Source organism: Flavobacterium denitrificans DSM 15936 (assembly GCF_000425445.1).
Lineage (GTDB): Bacteria > Bacteroidota > Bacteroidia > Flavobacteriales > Flavobacteriaceae > Flavobacterium > Flavobacterium denitrificans.
Genome location: NZ_KE384379.1, coordinates 50,413 through 72,280 on the forward strand (window position 1 = coordinate 50,413; position 21,868 = coordinate 72,280).

Genomic DNA, 21,868 nt, shown 5'->3' on the forward strand with positions numbered 1-21,868 from the left:
TATTATTCTTCCAAACGAAGATCTAAACCTAGACCTTTCAATTCGTGCATTAATACATTGAATGATTCTGGTAAACCTGGTTCTGGCATAGTTTCCCCCTTAACGATAGCCTCGTAAGTTTTAGCTCTACCAATAACGTCATCAGACTTAACAGTTAAGATTTCACGTAGTGTACTAGAAGCTCCATAAGCCTCAAGTGCCCAAACCTCCATCTCTCCAAAACGCTGACCTCCAAATTGAGCCTTACCTCCAAGTGGTTGTTGCGTAATCAATGAGTATGGTCCGATAGAACGTGCGTGCATCTTATCATCAACCATGTGTCCTAATTTAAGCATGTAAATTACACCCACAGTTGCTTTTTGTGCAAAACGCTCTCCAGTTCCACCATCATAAAGATAAGTATGTCCGAAACGTGGTACGTTAGCTTCATCAGTCAAAGCATTGATCTCGTCAAGAGAAGCACCGTCGAAAATTGGAGTAGCAAATTTTCTACCCAAGTTCATACCCGCCCATCCAAGAACAGTCTCATAAATCTGACCAATGTTCATACGTGAAGGTACCCCAAGTGGATTCAATACGATATCTACCGGTGTTCCATCTTCTAAGAAAGGCATATCTTCATGACGAACGATTCTAGCAACAATACCTTTGTTACCGTGACGTCCCGCCATTTTATCACCAACTTTTAACTTACGTTTTTTAGCGATATAGATTTTAGCCAATTTCAAGATTCCAGATGGTAATTCATCTCCAACTGTAATAGTGAATTTCTCTCTTCTTAAAGCTCCTTGTAAGTCGTTCAGCTTAATTTTATAGTTATGAATTAAATCATTAACCATTTTATTTGTAGCATCATCAGCAACCCATTGACCTTTACTTAAGTGAGCGAAATCTTCTACTGCGTAAAGCATTTTTTGAGTATATTTTTTACCTTTTGGTAAAACTTCTTCGCCCAAATCATTCATTACACCTTGAGATGTTTTTCCGTTAACGATCAAGAATAATTTCTCAACTAATCTGTCTTTTAATTCAACAAATTTAGTTTCGAATTCCATTTCTAAAGCGCCTAAAGCATCTTTATCCTGAGTACGTTTACGTTTATCTTTTACGGCTCTTGCAAATAATTTTTTGTCAAGAACTACACCGTGTAAAGATGGAGAAGCTTTTAATGAAGCATCTTTTACATCACCTGCTTTATCCCCGAAGATTGCACGAAGCAATTTCTCCTCTGGAGTAGGATCTGATTCTCCTTTTGGTGTAATTTTTCCGATTAGAATGTCACCAGGTTTAACCTCTGCTCCAATTCTAATCATACCGTTTTCATCTAAATCTTTAGTAGCTTCTTCAGAAACGTTAGGAATATCGTTTGTTAACTCTTCGTTTCCTAACTTAGTATCTCTAACCTCTAATGAATAATCATCAACGTGGATAGAAGTAAAAATATCATCACGAACTACTTTCTCAGAAATTACAATCGCATCCTCGAAGTTGTACCCTTTCCATGGCATGAACGCAACTTTTAAGTTTCTACCTAAAGCTAATTCTCCATTTTGAGTAGCATATCCTTCAGACAATACTTGACCAGGAACAACTCTGTCACCTCTTCTCACGATTGGTTTCAAGTTGATACTTGTACCTTGATTGGTTTTTCTAAATTTAATAAGGTTGTACGTTTTCTCATCAGCATCAAAACTAACCATTCTCTCGTCTTCTGTACGATCGTATTTAATAGTAATGATATTAGCATCAACATACTCAACAGTACCATGCCCTTCAGCATTGATTAATACTCTTGAATCTGAAGCTACCTGACGCTCTAAACCTGTACCAACAATCGGAGCTTCAGGACGGATCAAAGGAACTGCCTGACGCATCATGTTCGATCCCATCAACGCACGATTCGCATCATCATGCTCCAAGAAAGGAATCAAAGATGCAGAAATCGAAGCGATCTGGTTAGGAGCAACGTCTGTATAGTGAACTACAGATGGCTCAACAACCGGGAAGTCACCTTCCTCACGAGCAATAACATTGCTAGCTGTAATTTTACCAGAAGCATCCATTTCAATGTTTGCCTGAGCAATCATTTTTCCTTCTTCTTCTTCAGCACTTAAGTAAACTGGAGTACTTTCTAAATCAACTACACCATTAGTTACTTTACGGTATGGAGTTTCAATAAATCCCATTCCGTTAACTTTTGCATAAACACCAAGAGATGAAATCAAACCAATGTTTGGTCCCTCAGGAGTTTCAATCGGACATAAACGACCATAGTGAGTATAGTGAACGTCACGAACCTCGAAACCAGCTCTCTCTCTCGAAAGTCCACCTGGTCCAAGTGCAGAAAGTCTTCTTTTGTGCGTAATCTCAGCTAATGGATTCGTTTGATCCATAAATTGAGATAACTGGTTAGTACCAAAGAAAGAGTTGATAACTGATGATAATGTTTTAGCATTGATCAAATCAATTGGTGTAAACACCTCGTTATCTCTAACGTTCATTCTCTCACGAATAGTTCTAGCCATACGTGCTAAACCAACACCGAACTGTTGAGACAATTGCTCACCAACTGTTCTAACACGACGGTTTGATAAGTGATCAATATCATCAATCTCTGCTTTAGAGTTGATCAACTCGATCAAATATTTTACGATTGTAATGATATCCTCTTTAGTAAGCACTTGCTTATCCATAGGGATATCTAAATCTAATTTTTTGTTCATTCTATAACGACCAACTTCACCTAAGTTATAACGTTGATCAGAGAAGAACAATTTATCTATAATACCACGAGCAGTTTCCTCATCAGGCGGTTCAGCGTTACGCAACTGACGGTAAATGTGCTCTACAGCTTCTTTTTCAGAGTTTGTTGGATCTTTTTGTAACGTATTGTGGATAATAGCATAATCTGCTTGGTTATTATCCTCTTTGTGTAACAAAATAGATTTTACATTAGAATCAATGATCTCTTCAACATTATCTTTGTCGATAATAGTATCACGATCAAGGATGATTTCGTTACGTTCGATAGAAACTACCTCTCCAGTATCCTCATCTACGAAATCCTCGTGCCATGTGTTCAATACACGTGCAGCAAGTCTTCTTCCAATATATTTCTTAATACCTGTTTTAGAAACTTTAATCTCTTCAGCTAAGTCGAAAATTTCAAGGATATCCTTATCTCTTTCGAAACCGATAGCACGGAATAAAGTTGTTACAGGTAATTTTTTCTTTCTATCGATATACGCGTACATTACGCTATTGATATCAGTAGAGAACTCTATCCAAGAACCTTTAAAAGGAATAACTCTTGCAGAGTAAAGTTTAGTTCCATTTGCGTGGAATGACTGTCCAAAGAAAACCCCTGGAGAACGGTGTAATTGAGATACTACAACACGCTCGGCACCATTAATAACAAAAGTACCACTAGGAGTCATGTAAGGTATTGTTCCAAGATAAACATCTTGTACAATTGTTTCAAAATCTTCATGTTCTGGATCTGTACAGTATAGTTTTAACCTAGCTTTTAAAGGCACACTATAAGTAAGACCTCTCTCTATACATTCTTGAATTGTATAACGTGGTGGATCAACAAAATAATCTAGGAATTCCAATACAAAGTTGTTTCTTGTATCTGTAATTGGGAAGTTTTCCATGAAGGTGTTGTATAACCCTTCGTTGCCTCTTTCGTCAGATTTCGTTTCTAATTGAAAGAAATCTTTAAAAGATTTAACCTGAACATCTAGAAAATCCGGATAGTCAGGGATATTTTTTGTAGAGGCAAAATTCAATCTTTCAGTCTGATTTGTTATCATCAATGGACAAAATTTTGATTAAAAAAAAGTAATTTTTTTGTGTAAAAACACACTGTTTAATCTATACTTTCTTATTATAACCAATACATCTTTAAAAATAAAACAGTAAAAAGTTCCATTTTCTTTCTTCGTATTGATCAAAAACTTTTTCGTATTTTAAACTATGGAATAATAAAATTTAATATATTTTATTATACGAAAAATGGTTTAGACCCTTGGATGTTGCCATCCAAGGTCTAAACCTAGTTCTAAACTGAGTTTAATTATTTAAGCTCAACTACAGCTCCAGCCTCTTCTAAAGCTTTCTTAAGACCTTCAGCCTCTTCTTTAGAAACACCTTCTTTAACGTTGCTTGGAGCACCGTCAACTACGTCTTTAGCTTCTTTAAGACCTAAACCAGTTAATTCTTTAACTAATTTTACAACTGCTAATTTAGAAGCACCAGCTTCTTTTAATACAACTGTAAATTCAGTTTGAGCTTCTTCAGCAGCACCTTCACCACCACCAGCAGCAACTACTACAGCTGCAGCAGCAGGCTCGATACCATACTCATCTTTTAATATTGTTGCTAATTCGTTAACTTCTTTAACTGTTAAGTTAACTAATTGTTCTGCGAATTGTTTCAAATCTGCCATTTCTTCTATCGTTTAAAATGATTTGTAAAAAATATAATTTATTTATTGTGCGCTAATTAAGCAGCAAGGAAGCATTCTTCCTTACATAAATAATTACTCTGCTCCTTCTTCGCTTCCTGCGAATTTGTTTTGTAAAGCAGAAATAATTCTTTGAGCTGGAGATTGTAATAATCCAATGATTTCTCCGATAAGCTCTTCTTTAGATTTAATTGTAGCTAATGCATCTAATTGGTTATCCCCAATATATACTTCAGAATTGATGTAAGCTCCTTTTAAAACTGGTTTATCAGATTTCTTACGGAAATCTTTGATAATTTTTCCAGGTGCGTTAGCAACATCAGAAATAAAGATAGCACTGTTACCAGTTAAAACTGTTGGTAAATCACCATAATCATTAGTAGAAGCTTCCATTGCTTTTGCAAGCAAAGTATTCTTAACTACTTCTAATTTGATACCAGCTTTAAAACAAGCTCTACGTAAGTTTGAAGTTGTCTCTGCGTTTAAACCAGAAATATCAGATACATAAATGATATTTGTACCAGCTAACTGCGCAGTTAAATTTTCAATCGCGATTGATTTTTCTTCTCTAGTCATACTAAAAATTTTTAACTACCAATTATACTGCTTTTGGGTCTAATGCAATAGCAGGACTCATTGTGCTTGTAAGGTGGATACCTTTAATGTATGTACCTTTAGCAGCAGTTGGTTTAAGTTTTATTAATGTTTGAATAATTTCGTGTGCGTTGTCAACAATTTGCTCAGCTCCAAAAGAAACTTTACCAATTCCTGCGTGAACGATACCAGTTTTATCAACTTTAAAGTCAATTTTACCAGCTTTAACCTCTTGAACAGCTTTTGCAACATCCATAGTTACAGTACCTGTTTTAGGGTTTGGCATTAAACCTCTAGGTCCTAAAATACGACCTAATGGACCTAATTTACCCATAACAGCAGGCATAGTGATGATAACATCAACATCTGTCCAACCATCTTTAATTTTTTGAAGGTAATCGTCAAGACCAACGTGATCTGCTCCAGCTTCTCTTGCTTCAGCCTCTTTATCTGGAGTAACCAATGCTAATACTTTAACATCTTTTCCTGTTCCGTGAGGTAAAGTTACCACACCTCTTACCATTTGATTCGCTTTTCTAGGATCTACTCCTAAACGAACTGCGATATCAACAGACTCATCAAATTTTGCAGAAGCAACAACTTTCAATAATGCCGCAGCATCTTTTAGAGAGTATAATTTGTTCTTTTCAATTTTTGAAGCAGCCTCTTTTTGCTTTTTTGTTAATTTTGCCATGTCTTTTTCTTAATTAAAAAGGAGCATCTCCTGATACAGTTATACCCATAGATCTAGCTGTTCCAGCAACCATACTCATAGCTTTCTCAATTGTGAAAGCATTTAAGTCTGGCATTTTGTCTTCAGCAATAGTTCTAATTTGTTCCCAAGTAACGCTAGCTACTTTTTTACGATTAGGCTCACCAGAACCAGATTTTAGCTTTGCAGCTTCCATTAACTGAACCGCTGCTGGAGGAGTCTTAACAACAAAATCAAATGATTTGTCTTTGTACACAGTGATTTGCACTGGACAAATTTTGCCAGGTTTATCCTGAGTTCTAGCATTAAATTGCTTACAGAACTCCATGATGTTTACCCCAGCAGCTCCTAAAGCAGGTCCAACCGGTGGCGACGGGTTCGCAGCACCTCCCTTAACTTGTAGTTTAACTACCTTACTAATTTCTTTAGCCATTTTTAAAAAATTTAACACTGTAATCAATGGAAGCGATTACAATGGTTTATTATAGTGTAACAAAAAATTATACTTTTTCAACTTGCATAAAACTTAATTCTAATGGTGTTTTTCTTCCGAAAATCTTAACCATTACTTCAAGTTTACGCTTTTCTTCATTAATTTTTTCAACTGTACCGTTAAATCCGTTAAAAGGACCATCGATCACTTTTACAGTTTCACCTAAGTTGAATGGAATTGCACGTGTATCTGTATTAACAGCCAACTCATCCACTTTCCCTAACATACGATTAACCTCAGATAATCTCAAAGGAACAGGTTCTCCACCTTTAATTTCACCCAAAAATCCAATCACACTTGTAATAGATTTAATAATATGAGGTATCTCACCAACTAAATTAGCTTCGATCATAACATATCCAGGAAAATAAACCTTATCCTTAGACATCTTTTTCCCCTCCTTTACAGTTACTACTTTTTCTGTAGGAACCAAAACTTGGGAAACATAATCCTCCATACCCAATCTGGCAATCTCAGTTTCGATATAAGCTTTCACTTTATTCTCTTGACCGCTTACTGCTCTAACTACGTACCATTTTTTCACATTATTATCTGCCATCACAAAAAAATTATCCTTTTAACCAGTTAAAAAATCCAGCCAAAGCTTTTGCAAAAAATTCGTCTACTCCCCATGTTGCCAAAGCAAATAGAATCGAAAATACAGCCACAACAATTGTCAATTTTTGAACCTCAGCCCAAGCTGGCCAAGTAACATTTGACTTTAACTCCTCGAAAGCCTCTGATAAATAATTAGTAACTTTTGTCATTTGATATATTTTTTATTGCACGGGCGGAGGGATTCGAACCCCCATCAACGGTTTTGGAGACCGCTATTCTACCCTTGAACTACGCCCGTAATTAAAGCCAGTTGGTTCAATTAAGAAAACCAACTGGCTTTTGTTTTAATATTTATAGAAATTATTCTACAATTTCAGTAACCTGACCAGCACCTACTGTTCTACCACCTTCACGGATAGCAAAACGTAAACCTACGTTCATTGCGATTGGGCTTAATAAAGCAACCTCAATTGTCAAGTTATCACCTGGCATTACCATCTCTACACCTGCTGGTAAAGAAATAACTCCAGTTACGTCAGTTGTACGTACGTAGAACTGTGGACGGTAGTTATTGTGGAATGGAGTGTGACGTCCACCTTCTTCTTTTTTCAAGATATAAACCTCAGCTTTGAATTTAGCGTGTGGTTTTACTGAACCTGGCTTAATAATAACCATACCTCTTTTGATATCAGCTTTATCAATACCTCTTAACAATAAACCTACGTTATCTCCAGCTTCACCTCTGTCAAGGATTTTACGGAACATCTCAACTCCTGTAATAGTAGAAGTTAATTTTTCAGCTCCCATACCAATGATTTCAACAGGATCTCCAGTGTTAGCAACTCCAGTTTCGATACGACCTGTAGCAACAGTTCCACGACCTGTAATTGTAAATACGTCCTCAACTGGCATCAAGAATGGTTTAGCAACGTCACGTACTGGCTCTTCGATCCAAGCATCAACAGCTTCCATTAATTCGATAATTTTAGGTACCCAGTTTGGATCATTGTTTAATCCTCCTAAAGCAGAACCTTGAACTACAGGACCATTATCTCCATCATATTCGTAGAAAGATAATAAATCTCTAATTTCCATTTCAACAAGCTCTAACAACTCAGCATCATCAACCATATCCACTTTGTTCATGAAAACAACGATTCTTGGAATACCAACCTGACGACCTAAAAGGATGTGCTCACGAGTTTGTGGCATTGGACCATCTGTAGCAGCAACTACTAAGATAGCTCCGTCCATTTGAGCAGCACCAGTAACCATGTTCTTTACGTAATCCGCGTGACCTGGACAGTCAACGTGAGCGTAGTGACGGTTAGCTGTTTCATACTCTACGTGTGATGTATTAATAGTAATACCTCTTTCTTTCTCCTCTGGAGCGTTATCGATTTGATCAAACGATTTTGCTTGACAGTAACCAGCATCTGACAACACTTTAGTGATTGCAGCAGTTAATGTAGTTTTTCCGTGATCTACGTGTCCAATTGTACCTATGTTTAAGTGCGGTTTGGAACGATTAAAATTCTCCTTTGCCATTTTACTTAATTTTTAATCTTAGTTATATATTAATTTTCAATTTCCTACTTACTTGAGCCAATGTCGGGATTTGAACCCGAGACCTCTTCCTTACCAAGGAAGCACTCTACCCCTGAGCTACACCGGCAGAGTTCTTATTTTAGATTCCTGAATTCAAATTTTATTTTTTTTTCAAATCTAAAATCTCCAGTCTTAAATCTAAACTTTTTTTTGTGGGGAGAGCAGGATTCGAACCTGCGAAGTTCACACAGCAGATTTACAGTCTGCCCTCGTTGGCCGCTTGAGTATCTCCCCTAATTTTAAAATTTCATTATTTTAAAGAACCAATTTCAAATCGTATTTGAAATATTTCTGAGCCGATAGAGGGACTCGAACCCACGACCTGCTGATTACAAATCAGCTGCTCTAGCCAGCTGAGCTACATCGGCGAATACATTAAAAAAGTCCGCTATTTCTAACGGACTGCAAATGTAGCTATTTTATCTTTGAATCAAAACATTTTTTGAAAAATTTTTCAATTATATGTGCGCTCTAATTTTTTCTTTCCTTTTTACTAGCAAACGTTCTAATGATTCCGCTGAAAGCTCTACCGCTTCTTCAAATGTTTTACATTGCTTTTTTACCAAAAAATCGTCTCCCGGAACATTGACCTTTATCTCCACCGCTTTATTCTCCTTATCACTTGTTCTTTCCACTTTTAAAAAAACGTCTGACGACACTATTCGATCGTAGTATTTTTCTAACTTATCCATTCTTTCTTGAATAAAATCCACCAATTTTCTGTCAACAGTAAAGTTAACTGCATGAACATCTACCTTCATAATACTAATTTTAGGGTTAAACATTTTGGAAATCATTATTTATTTCGAGGATGTGCATCATTATATGTCTTTTTGAGCTCCGCCAGACTATTATGAGTATACACTTGCGTTGACGCCAAGCTCGAATGCCCTAATAATTCCTTAACTGAATTTAAATCTGCTCCGTTATTCAATAAGTGAGTTGCAAAAGTATGCCGAAGCACGTGCGGACTTTTTTTCACCTTTTCAGAGACCCTACTAAAGTAAGAATTTATTAATCGATACACAAAAGATTCACTTAATTTTAATCCTTTTTTTGAAATAAAAAAATAATCGGCATCTATAATGTTTTCAACAGAAGAACGCTCATCCATATACATCCTTACCCCATCAGCAACAATAGGCAAAAGAGGAATAATCCGTTCTTTATTTCTCTTTCCCAACACCTTAACCACATTCAAAGACAAATCAACGTTATACAACATCAATCCTATCAACTCAGCTCTTCGCATCCCAGTCGTATAAAACAAATCAACAATCAATTTATCCCTAACCTCCTCAAAACCTAGCGGAATCTCTATACTTTGAATCAAATCCACCAATTCCTTTTCAGAAAAAGGAATCTGAACATTTTTTGGCGTTTTTAAAGCCTTATGCTTCAACATTGGATTCACCTCAATTTGTTTCGCCTTCAAAAGAAATTTATAAAAGGATTTCAACGAAGCCATTTTTCTATTAACAGAAACATTTGCCACACCATCATCCACCAAAGAAACAATCCAACTTCTAATTTGATTATAATTTGCGCCCTCAATACCATCTTGCTCAAAACGAAGTTTGTTAAAGCTCTCAAAAAATGAAATATCATTCAAATAAGCATTGATCGTATGCGGAGAATATTTTTTCTCCAACTGGAGATAATCACGAAAAGCATCTTTATTCGATTTCATTTTAGCACTTTTAATCATTAACACTTAATTTCAAAATTAAGCATAAAAAAACCGTTAGTGTCAAAAATCTTGACAACTAACGGTAATTATTTTTGCAAAAGCTAATATTAACTCTCTAAACTATCTTTCAAGCCTTGGATGTAAGCAGCTTTTTGAATTTGTGCTCTTTTGATAACAGAAGGCTTAATAAAAGCAGTACGTGCTCTTAATTGACGAACAGTTCCTGTTTTATCAAATTTTCTTTTATAGCGCTTTAATGCTCTATCGATATTTTCTCCGTCTTTAATTGGTATAATTAACATAATATAGACACCTCCTCTCGTTAAGGCTGCAAATGTAAAAATTAATTATCAAATATGAATCATAAATGATAAATTATTTTTCATAAAATCTATCTTCTGAGTTCGCGTGAGGGATTGCAACGGAAATCCTTTTTGTTTTTTCTTTAAAAACAAAAAGATTGCAGTGAAAAGCCCGACCCTGAAAACAAAAGCCACTCTGCGCTTGCTGAATGGCTTTTGTTTTTAGGGGCACGCCCAAAATAAGATTATTCTTTTAATAAATTCCTAGAGATAACTAATTTTTGAATTTCTGTTGTTCCTTCTCCTATAGTACAAAGTTTTGAATCTCTATAGAATTTCTCCACTGGAAAATCTTTAGTATAGCCATAACCTCCATGAATCTGAACGGCATCATTTGCAATTTTCACACAAGCTTCAGAGGCATACATTTTTGCCATTGCGCCTGACGTAGTTACAGGCTTATGCTGCTGCTTTAAATAAGCTGCTTTATGAAGCAATAGTTCTGAAGCCTCAATTTCAGTTGCCATATCAGCTAATTTAAATGATATTCCTTGAAAATTACTAATTGGCTGCCCAAACTGATGTCTTTCCTTCGAATACTTCAAAGCTGCATTATAGGCTCCTTTAGCGATTCCTAAAGAGAGTGCGCCAATTGAAATTCGGCCACCGTCTAGTATTTTCATTGCTTGAACAAATCCTTGCCCAACTTCACCAAGCCTATTAGCATCAGGAACGCGACAATTATCAAAGACCAACTCAGCAGTTTCGCTGGCGCGCATTCCTAGCTTGTTTTCTTTTTTTCCAGATGAAAAGCCAGGCATCCCTTTTTCAAAAACAAATGCAGTCATTCCTTTTGAATCTCCTTTTTCTCCAGTTCGAACCACAACTACAGCAATATCGCCGGAGATTGCGTGTGTTATAAAATTTTTAGCACCATTCACCACCCAGAAATCACCATCTTTTACTGCTGTTGTATTCATACCTCCAGCATCAGAGCCTGTATTGTGTTCGGTTAATCCCCAAGCACCTATATACTCTGCTGTAGCTAATTTAGGAAGCCATTTTTTCTTTTGTTCCTCATTCCCAAAAGTCAAAATATGATTTGTGCATAATGAATTATGAGCAGCAACAGATAATCCTATTGAAGGATCGACTTTTGAAATTTCCTCAACAACCGTAATATATTCATGATATCCCAATCCCGAACCTCCGTATTCTTCTGGCACTAAAACCCCCATAAAACCCATTTCTCCTAATTGTTTAAAGAGCGATATTGGAAAAATTTGAGCTTCATCCCACTCCATAATATTAGGTCTAATGTTTTTCTCTGCAAACTCTTTAATAGATTGAGCAATCATTGACTGCGTTTCGTTATAATCAAAATTCATTTGTTGGCTTTTTTTAGAACTCCAAATATAAACTAATTATTTTTGCTTTTTCAACAGGAAAACCTTTAATTTTTATCAAATCCTCAATATTATTGAAATTTCCATTCATGCTTCGATACGTTATGATTTGCTTTGCTAATGCGTATTTAAAATAAGGAAACTGAGACAATTCTTTTAAAGAAGCATCATTAATTGCTATTTTTTTCAAATTGTCTGGAATTACAACTTTAAAATGAGAATTCAGAGCTGAAATCACTTCAGGCGACAATCCCCATACATCATCCATTTGCTCCATCGAAACAAAACATCCTAGGATTTCTTTTTGTTTTAAAATTCTAGCTGACAAAGCTTCTCCAATACCATAGATTTTAACCAAATCTTCTTGAGACGCTTGATTAATATCTAAAACAACAATTTTTTCCTTTTTGAATTCTGTTTTTGGAGCATACTCTTTCTTTCCATTTTTAAAAGTCGATTTATTGCGAGTCCAATCTGGGAATTTAAAAAGTGGGGAAATTGCTTTTAACAAGGAATCTGAAATCTTGGTTACGTTTTGAAATTCCTCGGCAGAGTTTACATATTTATTTTCTTTGCGGAAGGTCAATAATCTGTCAATTTCCGCAACTGACATTCCAAGTTTATAACCTTTATAATCAGAAATAAAATTTGGATTGAAGGAATACTGCATCGGTTTTCTATCATTTTTTGCCATTTTTAAAGAATCTATTTCAGATTGCAGCGACATCCACTGTTCTTTTTCAGGAAAAGATTTTTCAATCAAATTAAAATCTAAAGTATAGTATAGAGCCTGTAATACAATTATAATTATGAAAAGCCCAACTAAACCTGTACGTTGCTGATTGGTAAACTTGAAATAGGAAATAAATGGCTTATAATTTTTCATAATTGTAGTTGCTCTTATTAAAAATAGAATTCAAAATTATTAATTTATTAGGAATTTTACTAAAAATTAATTTCTCAACGAAAATGTATTTTCTAAAATTTTAACCTAAATAGATTGACAAATTCAATGCTTTGTGCCATAATTTACGTGACTTTTATGAATATTTTAAACATTTTATAACTTAAAACGCTATAATTGTTTTTATTTTTTACAAAAAACAATACATTTGGAGCTTAATAACAATAAACCAATATAATTATATGTCAATTTGGAGAGTTAAACCTATATCTGCTTTTGAAGCCGATATGAAAAAAAGTGATTTAAAAAGAGTTCTTGGAAAATGGAGCCTTACTGCCATTGGAGTTGGTGCTATCATCGGTGGCGGAATTTTTGTTCTTACTGGTACAGGAGCTTACTATCATGCAGGTCCAGCATTAGCTATTTCCTTCATTATTGCAGGTATTGCCTGTGTTTTTGCCGCTCTTTGTTATTCTGAGTTTGCATCAATTTTACCAGTTGAAGGTTCTGCTTATGCATATGCATACGGAACAATTGGAGAAATTTTTGCCTGGATAATTGGGTGGGGATTAATTCTCGAATATGCAATGGGATCCATGACGGTCGCCGTTTCCTGGTCAGGTTACTTCAACAAATTGCTCAAAATGTTTCATATTAAACTTCCAGACTGGCTTACTACAGATCCTGCGAGTTATACAGGAGAAGGTTTTTCAATGAATCTTCCTGCATTTTTAATTGTTATTTTAGTTATTTCATTATTAATTAAAGGAACAAAAAGCGCTGCGAAAGCAAATAATGCTATCGTAATTCTTAAAGTATCTGCAGTAATTTTTGTAATTGTAGCTGGTCTTTTCTTTATTAACACTGCAAACTGGAGTCCTTTTATTCCTGATGCTACTCAAATTGTTGAAAAAGAAACTACTCACAATGCATACGGAATTGGAGGTATTGTTTCTGGAGCTGCTGCAATTTTCTTTGCTTATGTTGGTTTCGATGCCGTTTCAACTCAGGCTGGAGAAGCAATTAATCCTAAGAAAGATGTTCCGTTTGCTATCATTGCTTCTTTACTAATTTGTACTACTTTATATATTCTTGTTTCGTTAGTATTAACTGGAATGATGAATTATCAAGATTTCAATCCACTAGGAAAATATCCTGAAGCGATTAAAGCTCCTGTTGCTTATGCTTTTGATATTGCTGGACAAGGATGGGCTGGATTTATAATCACTGTTGCTGCAACCATCGGTTTAGTTTCAGTATTAATGGTAATGATTATGGGACAATCTAGAATTTTCTTAGGAATGTCTAAAGACGGATTGATTCCTCAAGTTTTCTCAAAAGTTAACCCGATTTCTGGAACTCCAAAAACGAACTTAATGATTTTGGGGGGTATTATCGCAACTGTTGCTGCTTTCACTCCAATTAATAAATTAGCAGATATGACTAGTTTTGGAACTTTATTTGCCTTTACAATGGTTTGTATCGCAGTTTGGATTTTAAGAGTTAAACAACCTGGATTAAACAGGACTTTTAAAGTTCCTGCTTTACCAGTGATTGCAGTATTAGGAATCGCAATCAACACTTATTTGATCATCAATTTGAGTATTGATGCTCAATTATTATCTCTTGGATGGTTGGCAATTGGTATTCTGGTATATTTTGGATATAGCAAAAGAAGATCAAAACTTAACAATACAGATGATGTTGAATAAATTTCAACTTTATTTCATAAAAAAAGCTCCAATATAATTTGGAGCTTTTTTTTATAAATCAAATACTGATGTTCTTTTTGAGCGGATTAAATCTTTCAGCCGAATCCAAAAAGCAAGAGTCAAATAAACTCCAAATCCTAAACCGGCTGTAACAAAAGAGATGTAGATAAAAAACAGACGCACATTTGTAACCCGCATTCCGAGTTTATCTGCTAGTCTTGAAGAAACATGAAATCCATATTTTTCAAAGAAAAACTTAAGTTTTAAAATTGCTGACATTTTTTTTTTAGATTTAAGTCCCGAAGCCTCGGGATAGATTTTAGATTCCTTTGACTTCACTCAGGACGACAAAAGTACAAATTAACTCATTATCACATTTTCTAATTGTCTAATTATTTTTAAGCAATTCCATTCCGATACCGCATTTCAAACAAGCTTTGCGATTGCAATATTCATTTTTAAGCTCCAATAAGGTTTGACTTTCAAATGCATTATTTGATGTTATTCCGAAAGAAGAAAATTTTTCGATAATAGAATTTTTCTCTGAAGAAACATCATTCATAAAACCAATTAAATTTTCTGCCATTGCTCCTCCCATTCTATTGGAATAAGCAAATTGAATTGGAATTATTGTATTTATTACCAACAAATCCAGAAAAGATTTCGAAAGTTTTTTCGATTTCATTGGGCTCTCTTTATCAAATTGATAATGATTCTGCCAATAAGAACTTGCCGCTACATTTAGCAAGCCATAAACTCTTTCAACAGATTTCAGTTTAATAATTTGCGAAAACAAGTTTTGATATTTATGATATAAACTTGCCAACTGAGACAAACGTATCGTAGGGAAATTATCCGGACGATGCTTAAAAAACTGAACTGGCTGTACATAAATCCTTTCTAAATTGTATTTATGAAGCAGAAAAAAATACCTAAATTTTAAATCCTTAAAATACACATCTTCTCTTTCTGTATCAAGCAAACCACAGATTCCAAAAAGCAAAGCTTCAAGATTTTCAATTTCAAAACTTTCTTTCCTAAGAATCGAAAAAGGGATTGATTTTGACATTTGCAAAAAAGAATCACCGTTTGTATTAAGCCCAAAATTTTTAGCTAGCATACAAAATAAAACAGCTTCCCAATCTTGGCCTGTTTCATCTAATAATTGATAAATAAACTGTGATTTTCGCTCTAGTCTTTCAAAAAACAATCTTTCCTGCCAGTTTTTAAAAACAAAATCATCAATCTCTTTTAGCTGTTTTTCGCAATAAATCCATGTTTTCACAGAAATGAGTCTACTATAACTTGCGACAATATCTTTAGAAATATAATTTTTCAGAACTAAAACAGGAATTTGAGAATTATCTTCTCTAAAAATTTCAGTATCATGTTCCCAAACAACATGCAAAATTACGTTCTCGTAAGCAGTATCTTTTTCATGATGATGTAAATACCAGTCAGATGATTTTAAGTGAATTTCGACATTTCCTGCCCATTTTTGCTCTCCAATTTTAATTTGCGCATTGAAGAAATCAGGACCTGAAAGCTCTAGATAATCACCTGTTTTAAAAACGACAAGTGGCTCGTTTTGAACTGTTCGTAAATTCAAGGCATCAAACTTCTTGAATTTCCAGATGTAATGAAGAAAATCTTCTTTCATTTTAGGGCTTATAAAAATTACAACCCTAAAATTAATAAATTTTTAATACTATTCCTACAAATAATTATTTAGCGCATCATATATAATTTAGCGCATGCACGAGCATCCGATAATGCTTCGTGATGATTTAATGTAATATTCATTTCACGGCAACAATCACTTAATTTAGTAGGTTTTATGCCTTTTGCTTTATAGATTTTTACTGTACATTCCCACTTAGAGGCAATATTCAAATCCTCATAACTAAGTCCATTTGCCAACATAGACTTAACTAAAACATTTCTATCAAAACTCTCATTATGAGCCACAACTACTCTATTTTTCAATCGTTTTTCAATTTCGGGATAAACTTGTACGAATGATTTTGCGTTTACTGTGTCGCGCGGATAAATTCCGTGAACTTGAATCGTGAATGGATTATAGATATTATTTGGCGGTTTTATCAACGTAACAAACTCATCGACAATTATTCCGTTTTGAACAGTAACAATTCCCACAGAACATGGATGAAACCCTGTTGCAGTTTCAAAATCTATTGCAGTAAAATTCATTTTAACATATTTAAAAAGATAAATCCATAAACCCAATTGCAAAAATTACAATTGAATTTATGGATACATTTTATTTTGAAAGCTTTATTTTATCGAACCAATTATATCATATTTGGTAATAATGTGATGTCCGCCGTTTTCTAAATCAACTAAAACAGCATCGTTTTCTTTTGTAAAAAGTTTTGATACTTCTTCAATTGGCGTTCCCAATTTTACGATTGGAAAAGGTTTTCCCATTACGTCCTTAATCGGTTTTTCGGCTACATTTTTATCCGCTACATAGCTTCTAAACAAATCTGTTTCGTCAACAGAACCCACAAAACCGTTAATGTCGACAACGGGAATTTGCGAAATTTTATATTTACGCATACGCTCAATTGCATGTGAAACCAATTCTTCCGTACGAACAACGATTAATTCCTTATCAATATGATCTTTAATAACGTCTTCCGCTTTTGTAACGTTTTCCTCCAAGAATCCGCGTTCACGCATCCAATCATCATTGAACATTTTTCCAACATAGCGGCTTCCAGAATCATGAAATAAAACCACTACAACATCCTCTGGCTTAAAATGCTCTTTCAACTGAAGCAAACCTTTTATACAAGCTCCAGCAGAATTTCCAACAAATATCCCTTCTTCAAGTGCAATTTTTCTAGTATAAACCGCAGCATCTTTATCAGTTACTTTTGTAAAACCGTCTATTAAAGAGAAATCAACATTCTTTGGCAAAATATCTTCTCCAATACCTTCAGTGATATATGAATAGATTTCGTTTTCATCGAAAATACCCGTTTCATGATATTTTTTAAAAACAGACCCATAAGTATCTATTCCCCAAATTTTAATATTTGGGTTTTTCTCTTTTAAATATTTTCCAACACCTGAAATTGTCCCACCTGTTCCAACTCCAACCACGAAATGCGTAATTTTTCCATCAGTCTGTTTCCAGATTTCCGGGCCGGTTTGTTCATAATGTGCCAAAGAATTCGACATATTATCGTACTGGTTTACATACCAAGAATTTGGTGTTTCTTCAGCCAAACGTTTTGAAACCGAATAATATGAACGAGGATCCGTAGGCTCAACATCTGTAGGACAAACTACAACTTTTGCACCGACAGCACGAAGAATATCCATTTTTTCCTTAGACTGCTTGTCTGATATTACACAAATCAATTTATAACCTTTAACGATGGCAACAAGTGCCAATCCCATCCCTGTGTTTCCAGAAGTTCCTTCAATAATAGTTCCTCCAGGTTTCAATCTGCCGTCTGCCTCTGCGTCTTCAATCATTTTTACGGCCATCCTATCTTTCACAGAATTTCCCGGATTAAAAGTTTCGACTTTTGCCAACACTAATGCATCAATTTCAGCAACAATTTTGTTGAGCTTTACAAGCGGCGTATTGCCTATTGTTTCTAAAATATTATTTGAAAAGTCCATTTTATTGTAATTTAATATTTGGTTTAAAAAAATAAATCAAGGCCTAATTTTATTCGAACCAGTTCCAAACTAAACCAAATCGGATTACGAAATCACGGTATGGATTGTTAGGCGCTGCATAATAATCGTTTTTAGAAAACGCAGCATTAAAATGTTCTGCTTTTAAATAAAATCGAGTTTGACGAATTCTGGCATTTACGAAAAAGTCGAATCTTGCATAATTGCCGATTTCTTTGGTATTTTGAACAAAAAATTCTCCAACAACCGGATTATAATCATTCCCATAATATTTCGTAAAATAATTAAAAACAAGTCCTGTCTGCATAAACAAGGCTTTTTTGAAAAAATAACTTGAGTAATACAACGTATTTCTGGTCACAAAATCGGGTACATTGACAATCAACTCAGATTGATCTACTTTTTGATACAAAAGCGTATTGTCAAAACCGAATCTTCCAAACTTAAATTCCTTATTCGCTTTTACAGAAAAATAATTAATTACATTTCCGTACTGCGCTGGATTTATAATTTGAGTATGAACTGAAGCTTGTTCTTGTGTCGAAACATCCGCAAAATACAAATGATCTTTTAAAACAGAATATTGTACTTCTGCATTTAACCAAGGCGTATAAACATTTGCTCCAAGCTGATTGATTTTTTCATTTTTAAAATTATTCGACCAGTTGTACTCGATGTAACTACTTTGATATAAATTATAATTGTTATTTGGAAGTTTGTTTATATTGCGATATCTAAAATCAAATTGAAAGTCTTTGTTTAAATTGTATCGCAATTTTGCATCCAAATCAGAAAGAGATTGATTTGTAATTGATCTAGTATATAAGAAACGACCATTCCACTTATTTTTTTGATACTCATATTGACCACCAACATTATTAATTTGAAGGAATAAATTGTCTGGAATTACACGCCCATCTTCTTTTACAATAATTCTATTGTATTCGTAATTGGATCTGTAATCGTCAATAAAAAAATAGAATTTCCCTAAAAGCGAATTTTCATAAGCAAGTCCTGCCTTGTTGTATAATTTTTCAAAACGAGTACGATCACTGATATTACTAGTAACATACGAATCACCAAAACGTTCTACAGGAGTAGTTCCAACTGTAGAAAGTACGGTAGGTTGTTTATATTCAAAAAATTTATATTCGTAATTGAATTGATGTGTCACATATAAATTATTGTCTGCATCTTTTGGATTTATTCTAAAGGCATGATCAAAAAAGAAACGGTGTCCTTTTAATAACGTTTCCGCATCTGTTAAATATACCTGTAATCGCTGACGGTTTTTAAAATCCGGATCATTACTTTCAAAATCTTCTGGTGTTGTAATTCCACCGTTTTCTTCATTTGTAATATCTTGATATGTTACATGAGCATTCAGAATATATCTTTTATTTGTCGTTGCATAACTTGTAGTAAATCTAAAATTACCTACACTTACTAATTGATTAATATAATTTCCTTCTGAACGCAATCCTCTGTAAGCAATAGAAAAATTAAGATTTTTAGAAGTATTTAATGTAATAAATGAATCTACGTTTTGTCCTTTATTGATGGTAGTATTAAAAAACAGTTCAGTAAACGGAGTTGCAGCCGAATAATATTTAATATCCGAAGCTTGCATATAAGCAAAATGTTTACCAGAAAAGCCAATTTCAGGATAAGGAGAAAAACTATTCAAACTATATTGTAAAGTATTAAAAGTCTGCCCAATATTAGAGAATTCCAAAAGTCCAAAATAGTCTTTACGAAGGTAATTTTGTCTGTAAGCACTTTTCAGTGTTAAAGAAGTATCGGCATAAGTTGTATCATGCTCCAAAGTAATAATCTGATATTGTTCGATTTTTCCAACTAATGATTTTTTCTTTTTTACGGTATCAGTTATACTAGAATACTTTGTATTCATATCCAAATTATTTTTTGGAGTGTTTTTTTCTTGAGAAAACAATAAAGAAGGCATTATTATTAGGTATAGAAAAAAGAGTATTCTCATTTGATTGTTTTATATGAAATTAAAATCGACAAAATTAGTCAAGCAAAGGTAAAAGATAAAAACGTATAAAAAAACAAATCAGTATGATTGAGAAGTTTTTATCACAATAAAACAAAAATCAAAAAACCCTCAATCAAAAAATGATTGAGGGTTTTAATTAAATCAAAATATTTATTTTATTACCAACCAGTATTTTGAGCCATGTTTGGATTTGTATTAATTTCAACTTGTGGCACTGGCCATACAAATCTACGATCTGTATATGGAATTGCCGCTACACCTAATGGTCCAGAATATGGGTTACCATCTAAAACAAATGCCGCTGCTGGTGGAACCGCATTAGCCAATTTAGCAGGAATACCAACTACAGGAGCTAAGTTATCTCCTTGTAATCTGTGTATATCTGACCATCTACGTCCTTCAGCAAGAAATTCGATTCTTCTTTCCTTAATGATAGCTTGAACAACTTCTGCCTGACTTGCAAATGAAGCAGCTGTATAAGTTTCAGTTGCTGGATTAGCTAATGATCTATCTCTAACTTTATTCAACAAAGTAATAGCACCTGTCATATTTGTACCAAGACGAGCTTCAGCCTCTGCCATGTTTAATAAAACTTCAGCATATCTGATAACTGGAGTTGCATCAGTTAAGTTTACGTTGTCAGTATATTTATTTGTATACTTAACACCTGCACTTGTATTAACCATCACACCTTCTTGTCTTCTTTTATCAGTAGCCAACCACTTTGGATCTCTCCAGATAATAGGGCTAATAGAAACCAAAAGACGTTGTTTGTACATACTTGCTAAAGCACCATTCACACCAGGATTTGCTGTTGGCGAATGTTGAATAGAGAATATAGACTCACTATTTGTCAAATTATTAGCCAAAACAAAAGGACCATTTGGAGCTGCAGTAAGACTGTATAAACTGTTTAATTTATTTCCTTCAGTAACTACATTTGCCCAGTCTCCTTTATGTAAATACACTCTAGTTTTAAATGCAATAGCAGCTGATTTTGTAGCTTTTGCAACAACTCTACCTCCAGTTACTCCATTTGAAGTGATTAAACTTTCAGCATCATTTAAATCTGCCAAAATTTTTGTATAACATTCTGCAACTGTGCTTCTAGTTTTAGCATGCTCTGACGCAATTTCAGCAGCAGTGTTAACACCAACTTCTCTATAAACAAGACCTAAATGAGTAGCCCCAGGAGTGAAATTATATGGTCTAGCAAAATAGTTCAATAATTCAAAATGAGTAATAGCTCTTAAAAATTTAGCCTGACCAATATAATCATCACCAACAGCTTTAGTAATAACGCCTTTCGAAACAGCAGTTTCAACTCCTTCGATCATTAAGTTACATCTGTTGATTAATCTATATCCGTCAACCCAGTAATAAACGTTATTAGCTGTTGTTGCATCATAACTTCCTTCATAAGTAAACTGGAAGAAAGCTGCAGTATTAACCATATCTTCTCCACGGCAATCACCTTGTTCTACGAAAGCTGCACCCCAAACATAACCTCTACCACCATTTTCAGATGTAGTGTTGTATCTTCCGATTTGCGCAGCATTGTAAACCCCATTCATAGAAGAAGCTATTAAAGATGGAGTAGAAAATGCAGCACTTTCAGATATATTGTTAATTGGCTCAAGATCCAATATCTTTTCTTCTGTACAAGAACTCATTCCAACCGCAAGTACAGAAAACAAAATTGATTTTATTATAATATTTTTCATAT

General features: G+C 34.3%; 20 protein-coding genes and 4 tRNA genes. 1 reads left to right on the forward strand and 23 read right to left on the reverse strand.

Annotated features, from left to right (window positions below):
- Nucleotides 1-2 precede the first annotated feature (2 nt).
- From rpoB to H600_RS0119910, 17 genes are all read right to left on the reverse strand, one after another.
- The gene (gene rpoB, locus H600_RS0119830; RefSeq protein WP_026730428.1) at nt 3-3,815 is read right to left on the reverse strand and encodes a DNA-directed RNA polymerase subunit beta; all 3,813 of its coding nucleotides are present in this window, start codon (nt 3,813-3,815) and stop codon (nt 3-5) included.
- A gap of 263 nt (nt 3,816-4,078) precedes the next feature.
- On the reverse strand, nt 4,079-4,450 hold the full coding sequence (gene rplL, locus H600_RS0119835; protein ID WP_026730429.1) for a 50S ribosomal protein L7/L12: 372 nt from the start codon (nt 4,448-4,450) through the stop codon (nt 4,079-4,081).
- 93 nt (nt 4,451-4,543) lie between these two features.
- Complete coding sequence (rplJ, locus tag H600_RS0119840) at nt 4,544-5,044, reverse strand: 50S ribosomal protein L10 (protein ID WP_026730430.1); 501 nt, start codon at nt 5,042-5,044, stop codon at nt 4,544-4,546.
- A 22-nt stretch (nt 5,045-5,066) separates the two neighbouring features.
- Entirely contained in the window at nt 5,067-5,756 is a 690-nt protein-coding gene (rplA, locus tag H600_RS0119845; protein WP_012024013.1) for a 50S ribosomal protein L1, read from the reverse strand.
- 13 nt (nt 5,757-5,769) lie between these two features.
- Nucleotides 5,770-6,207 carry a 50S ribosomal protein L11 gene (rplK, locus tag H600_RS0119850; RefSeq protein ID WP_008466923.1) on the reverse strand — a complete coding sequence of 146 codons (438 nt, stop codon included), beginning with the start codon at nt 6,205-6,207 and terminating at the stop codon, nt 5,770-5,772.
- A 67-nt stretch (nt 6,208-6,274) separates the two neighbouring features.
- The gene (gene nusG / locus H600_RS0119855) at nt 6,275-6,826 is read right to left on the reverse strand and encodes a transcription termination/antitermination protein NusG (protein ID WP_026730431.1); all 552 of its coding nucleotides are present in this window, start codon (nt 6,824-6,826) and stop codon (nt 6,275-6,277) included.
- A gap of 10 nt (nt 6,827-6,836) precedes the next feature.
- Nucleotides 6,837-7,034 (reverse strand): preprotein translocase subunit SecE, encoded by a 198-nt coding sequence (gene secE / locus H600_RS0119860; protein WP_008466927.1) that lies wholly within the window; start codon nt 7,032-7,034, stop codon nt 6,837-6,839.
- An 18-nt stretch (nt 7,035-7,052) separates the two neighbouring features.
- A tRNA-Trp gene (locus H600_RS0119865) sits at nt 7,053-7,123 on the reverse strand.
- A gap of 62 nt (nt 7,124-7,185) precedes the next feature.
- Complete coding sequence (gene tuf, locus H600_RS0119870; RefSeq protein WP_026730432.1) at nt 7,186-8,373, reverse strand: elongation factor Tu; 1,188 nt, start codon at nt 8,371-8,373, stop codon at nt 7,186-7,188.
- 55 nt (nt 8,374-8,428) lie between these two features.
- Nucleotides 8,429-8,500 (reverse strand) — tRNA-Thr (locus H600_RS0119875).
- Nucleotides 8,501-8,586: 86 nt separating this feature from the next.
- Nucleotides 8,587-8,667, reverse strand: a tRNA-Tyr gene (locus tag H600_RS0119880).
- Nucleotides 8,668-8,727: 60 nt separating this feature from the next.
- A tRNA-Thr gene (locus H600_RS0119885) sits at nt 8,728-8,801 on the reverse strand.
- Between the two features lie 90 nt (nt 8,802-8,891).
- Nucleotides 8,892-9,194 (reverse strand): ribosome hibernation-promoting factor, HPF/YfiA family, encoded by a 303-nt coding sequence (gene hpf / locus H600_RS0119890; RefSeq protein WP_026730433.1) that lies wholly within the window; start codon nt 9,192-9,194, stop codon nt 8,892-8,894.
- A gap of 35 nt (nt 9,195-9,229) precedes the next feature.
- A complete protein-coding gene (locus H600_RS0119895) occupies nt 9,230-10,123 on the reverse strand; it encodes a tyrosine-type recombinase/integrase (protein WP_026730434.1) in 894 nt (297 codons plus the stop codon).
- Between the two features lie 107 nt (nt 10,124-10,230).
- Nucleotides 10,231-10,425: a 30S ribosomal protein S21 gene (gene rpsU, locus H600_RS0119900; protein WP_026730435.1), complete on the reverse strand. Its 195-nt coding sequence runs from the start codon at nt 10,423-10,425 to the stop codon at nt 10,231-10,233.
- A 245-nt stretch (nt 10,426-10,670) separates the two neighbouring features.
- Nucleotides 10,671-11,813, reverse strand: coding sequence for an acyl-CoA dehydrogenase family protein (locus H600_RS0119905; protein WP_026730436.1), 1,143 nt, complete (start codon nt 11,811-11,813; stop codon nt 10,671-10,673).
- Nucleotides 11,814-11,826: 13 nt separating this feature from the next.
- Complete coding sequence (locus tag H600_RS0119910) at nt 11,827-12,717, reverse strand: ComEA family DNA-binding protein (protein ID WP_035108792.1); 891 nt, start codon at nt 12,715-12,717, stop codon at nt 11,827-11,829.
- A gap of 260 nt (nt 12,718-12,977) precedes the next feature.
- On the opposite strand from H600_RS0119910, the gene H600_RS0119915 reads away from it, so the two are divergent.
- Nucleotides 12,978-14,447: an APC family permease gene (locus tag H600_RS0119915; RefSeq protein WP_026730438.1), complete on the forward strand. Its 1,470-nt coding sequence runs from the start codon at nt 12,978-12,980 to the stop codon at nt 14,445-14,447.
- Nucleotides 14,448-14,498: 51 nt separating this feature from the next.
- Here H600_RS0119915 and H600_RS0119920 read toward each other — a convergent pair whose 3' ends face one another.
- From H600_RS0119920 to H600_RS0119945, 6 genes are all read right to left on the reverse strand, one after another.
- Complete coding sequence (locus tag H600_RS0119920) at nt 14,499-14,726, reverse strand: PspC family transcriptional regulator (RefSeq protein WP_026730439.1); 228 nt, start codon at nt 14,724-14,726, stop codon at nt 14,499-14,501.
- A 109-nt stretch (nt 14,727-14,835) separates the two neighbouring features.
- Nucleotides 14,836-16,107 (reverse strand): DUF2851 family protein, encoded by a 1,272-nt coding sequence (locus H600_RS0119925; protein ID WP_026730440.1) that lies wholly within the window; start codon nt 16,105-16,107, stop codon nt 14,836-14,838.
- Nucleotides 16,108-16,175: 68 nt separating this feature from the next.
- Nucleotides 16,176-16,658, reverse strand: coding sequence for a 3'-5' exonuclease (locus tag H600_RS0119930; RefSeq protein ID WP_026730441.1), 483 nt, complete (start codon nt 16,656-16,658; stop codon nt 16,176-16,178).
- Between the two features lie 84 nt (nt 16,659-16,742).
- The gene (locus tag H600_RS0119935; RefSeq protein WP_026730442.1) at nt 16,743-18,104 is read right to left on the reverse strand and encodes a pyridoxal-phosphate dependent enzyme; all 1,362 of its coding nucleotides are present in this window, start codon (nt 18,102-18,104) and stop codon (nt 16,743-16,745) included.
- Between the two features lie 49 nt (nt 18,105-18,153).
- A complete protein-coding gene (locus tag H600_RS0119940) occupies nt 18,154-20,121 on the reverse strand; it encodes a putative porin (RefSeq protein WP_026730443.1) in 1,968 nt (655 codons plus the stop codon).
- A 179-nt stretch (nt 20,122-20,300) separates the two neighbouring features.
- A complete protein-coding gene (locus H600_RS0119945) occupies nt 20,301-21,866 on the reverse strand; it encodes a RagB/SusD family nutrient uptake outer membrane protein (protein ID WP_026730444.1) in 1,566 nt (521 codons plus the stop codon).
- Nucleotides 21,867-21,868 lie beyond the last annotated feature (2 nt).

Excerpts from the sequence above, each read along its gene's own strand:
- H600_RS0119895 (WP_026730434.1), bottom strand. The coding sequence starts at position 10,123 with ATGAAATCGAATAAAGATGCTTTTCGTGATTATCTCCAGTTGGAGAAA.
- H600_RS0119910 (WP_035108792.1), bottom strand. The coding sequence starts at position 12,717 with ATGAAAAATTATAAGCCATTTATTTCCTATTTCAAGTTTACCAATCAG.
- nusG (WP_026730431.1), bottom strand. The coding sequence starts at position 6,826 with ATGGCAGATAATAATGTGAAAAAATGGTACGTAGTTAGAGCAGTAAGC.
- H600_RS0119935 (WP_026730442.1), bottom strand. The coding sequence starts at position 18,104 with ATGGACTTTTCAAATAATATTTTAGAAACAATAGGCAATACGCCGCTT.
- tuf (WP_026730432.1), bottom strand. The coding sequence starts at position 8,373 with ATGGCAAAGGAGAATTTTAATCGTTCCAAACCGCACTTAAACATAGGT.
- secE (WP_008466927.1), bottom strand. The coding sequence starts at position 7,034 with ATGACAAAAGTTACTAATTATTTATCAGAGGCTTTCGAGGAGTTAAAG.
- rplL (WP_026730429.1), bottom strand. The coding sequence starts at position 4,450 with ATGGCAGATTTGAAACAATTCGCAGAACAATTAGTTAACTTAACAGTT.
- rpoB (WP_026730428.1), bottom strand. The coding sequence starts at position 3,815 with ATGATAACAAATCAGACTGAAAGATTGAATTTTGCCTCTACAAAAAAT.
- H600_RS0119915 (WP_026730438.1), top strand. The coding sequence starts at position 12,978 with ATGTCAATTTGGAGAGTTAAACCTATATCTGCTTTTGAAGCCGATATG.
- H600_RS0119930 (WP_026730441.1), bottom strand. The coding sequence starts at position 16,658 with ATGAATTTTACTGCAATAGATTTTGAAACTGCAACAGGGTTTCATCCA.
- H600_RS0119925 (WP_026730440.1), bottom strand. The coding sequence starts at position 16,107 with ATGAAAGAAGATTTTCTTCATTACATCTGGAAATTCAAGAAGTTTGAT.
- H600_RS0119905 (WP_026730436.1), bottom strand. The coding sequence starts at position 11,813 with ATGAATTTTGATTATAACGAAACGCAGTCAATGATTGCTCAATCTATT.
- rplK (WP_008466923.1), bottom strand. The coding sequence starts at position 6,207 with ATGGCTAAAGAAATTAGTAAGGTAGTTAAACTACAAGTTAAGGGAGGT.
- H600_RS0119940 (WP_026730443.1), bottom strand. The coding sequence starts at position 20,121 with ATGAGAATACTCTTTTTTCTATACCTAATAATAATGCCTTCTTTATTG.
- H600_RS0119920 (WP_026730439.1), bottom strand. The coding sequence starts at position 14,726 with ATGTCAGCAATTTTAAAACTTAAGTTTTTCTTTGAAAAATATGGATTT.
- hpf (WP_026730433.1), bottom strand. The coding sequence starts at position 9,194 with ATGAAGGTAGATGTTCATGCAGTTAACTTTACTGTTGACAGAAAATTG.
- rpsU (WP_026730435.1), bottom strand. The coding sequence starts at position 10,425 with ATGTTAATTATACCAATTAAAGACGGAGAAAATATCGATAGAGCATTA.
- rplJ (WP_026730430.1), bottom strand. The coding sequence starts at position 5,044 with ATGACTAGAGAAGAAAAATCAATCGCGATTGAAAATTTAACTGCGCAG.
- H600_RS0119945 (WP_026730444.1), bottom strand. The coding sequence starts at position 21,866 with ATGAAAAATATTATAATAAAATCAATTTTGTTTTCTGTACTTGCGGTT.
- rplA (WP_012024013.1), bottom strand. The coding sequence starts at position 5,756 with ATGGCAAAATTAACAAAAAAGCAAAAAGAGGCTGCTTCAAAAATTGAA.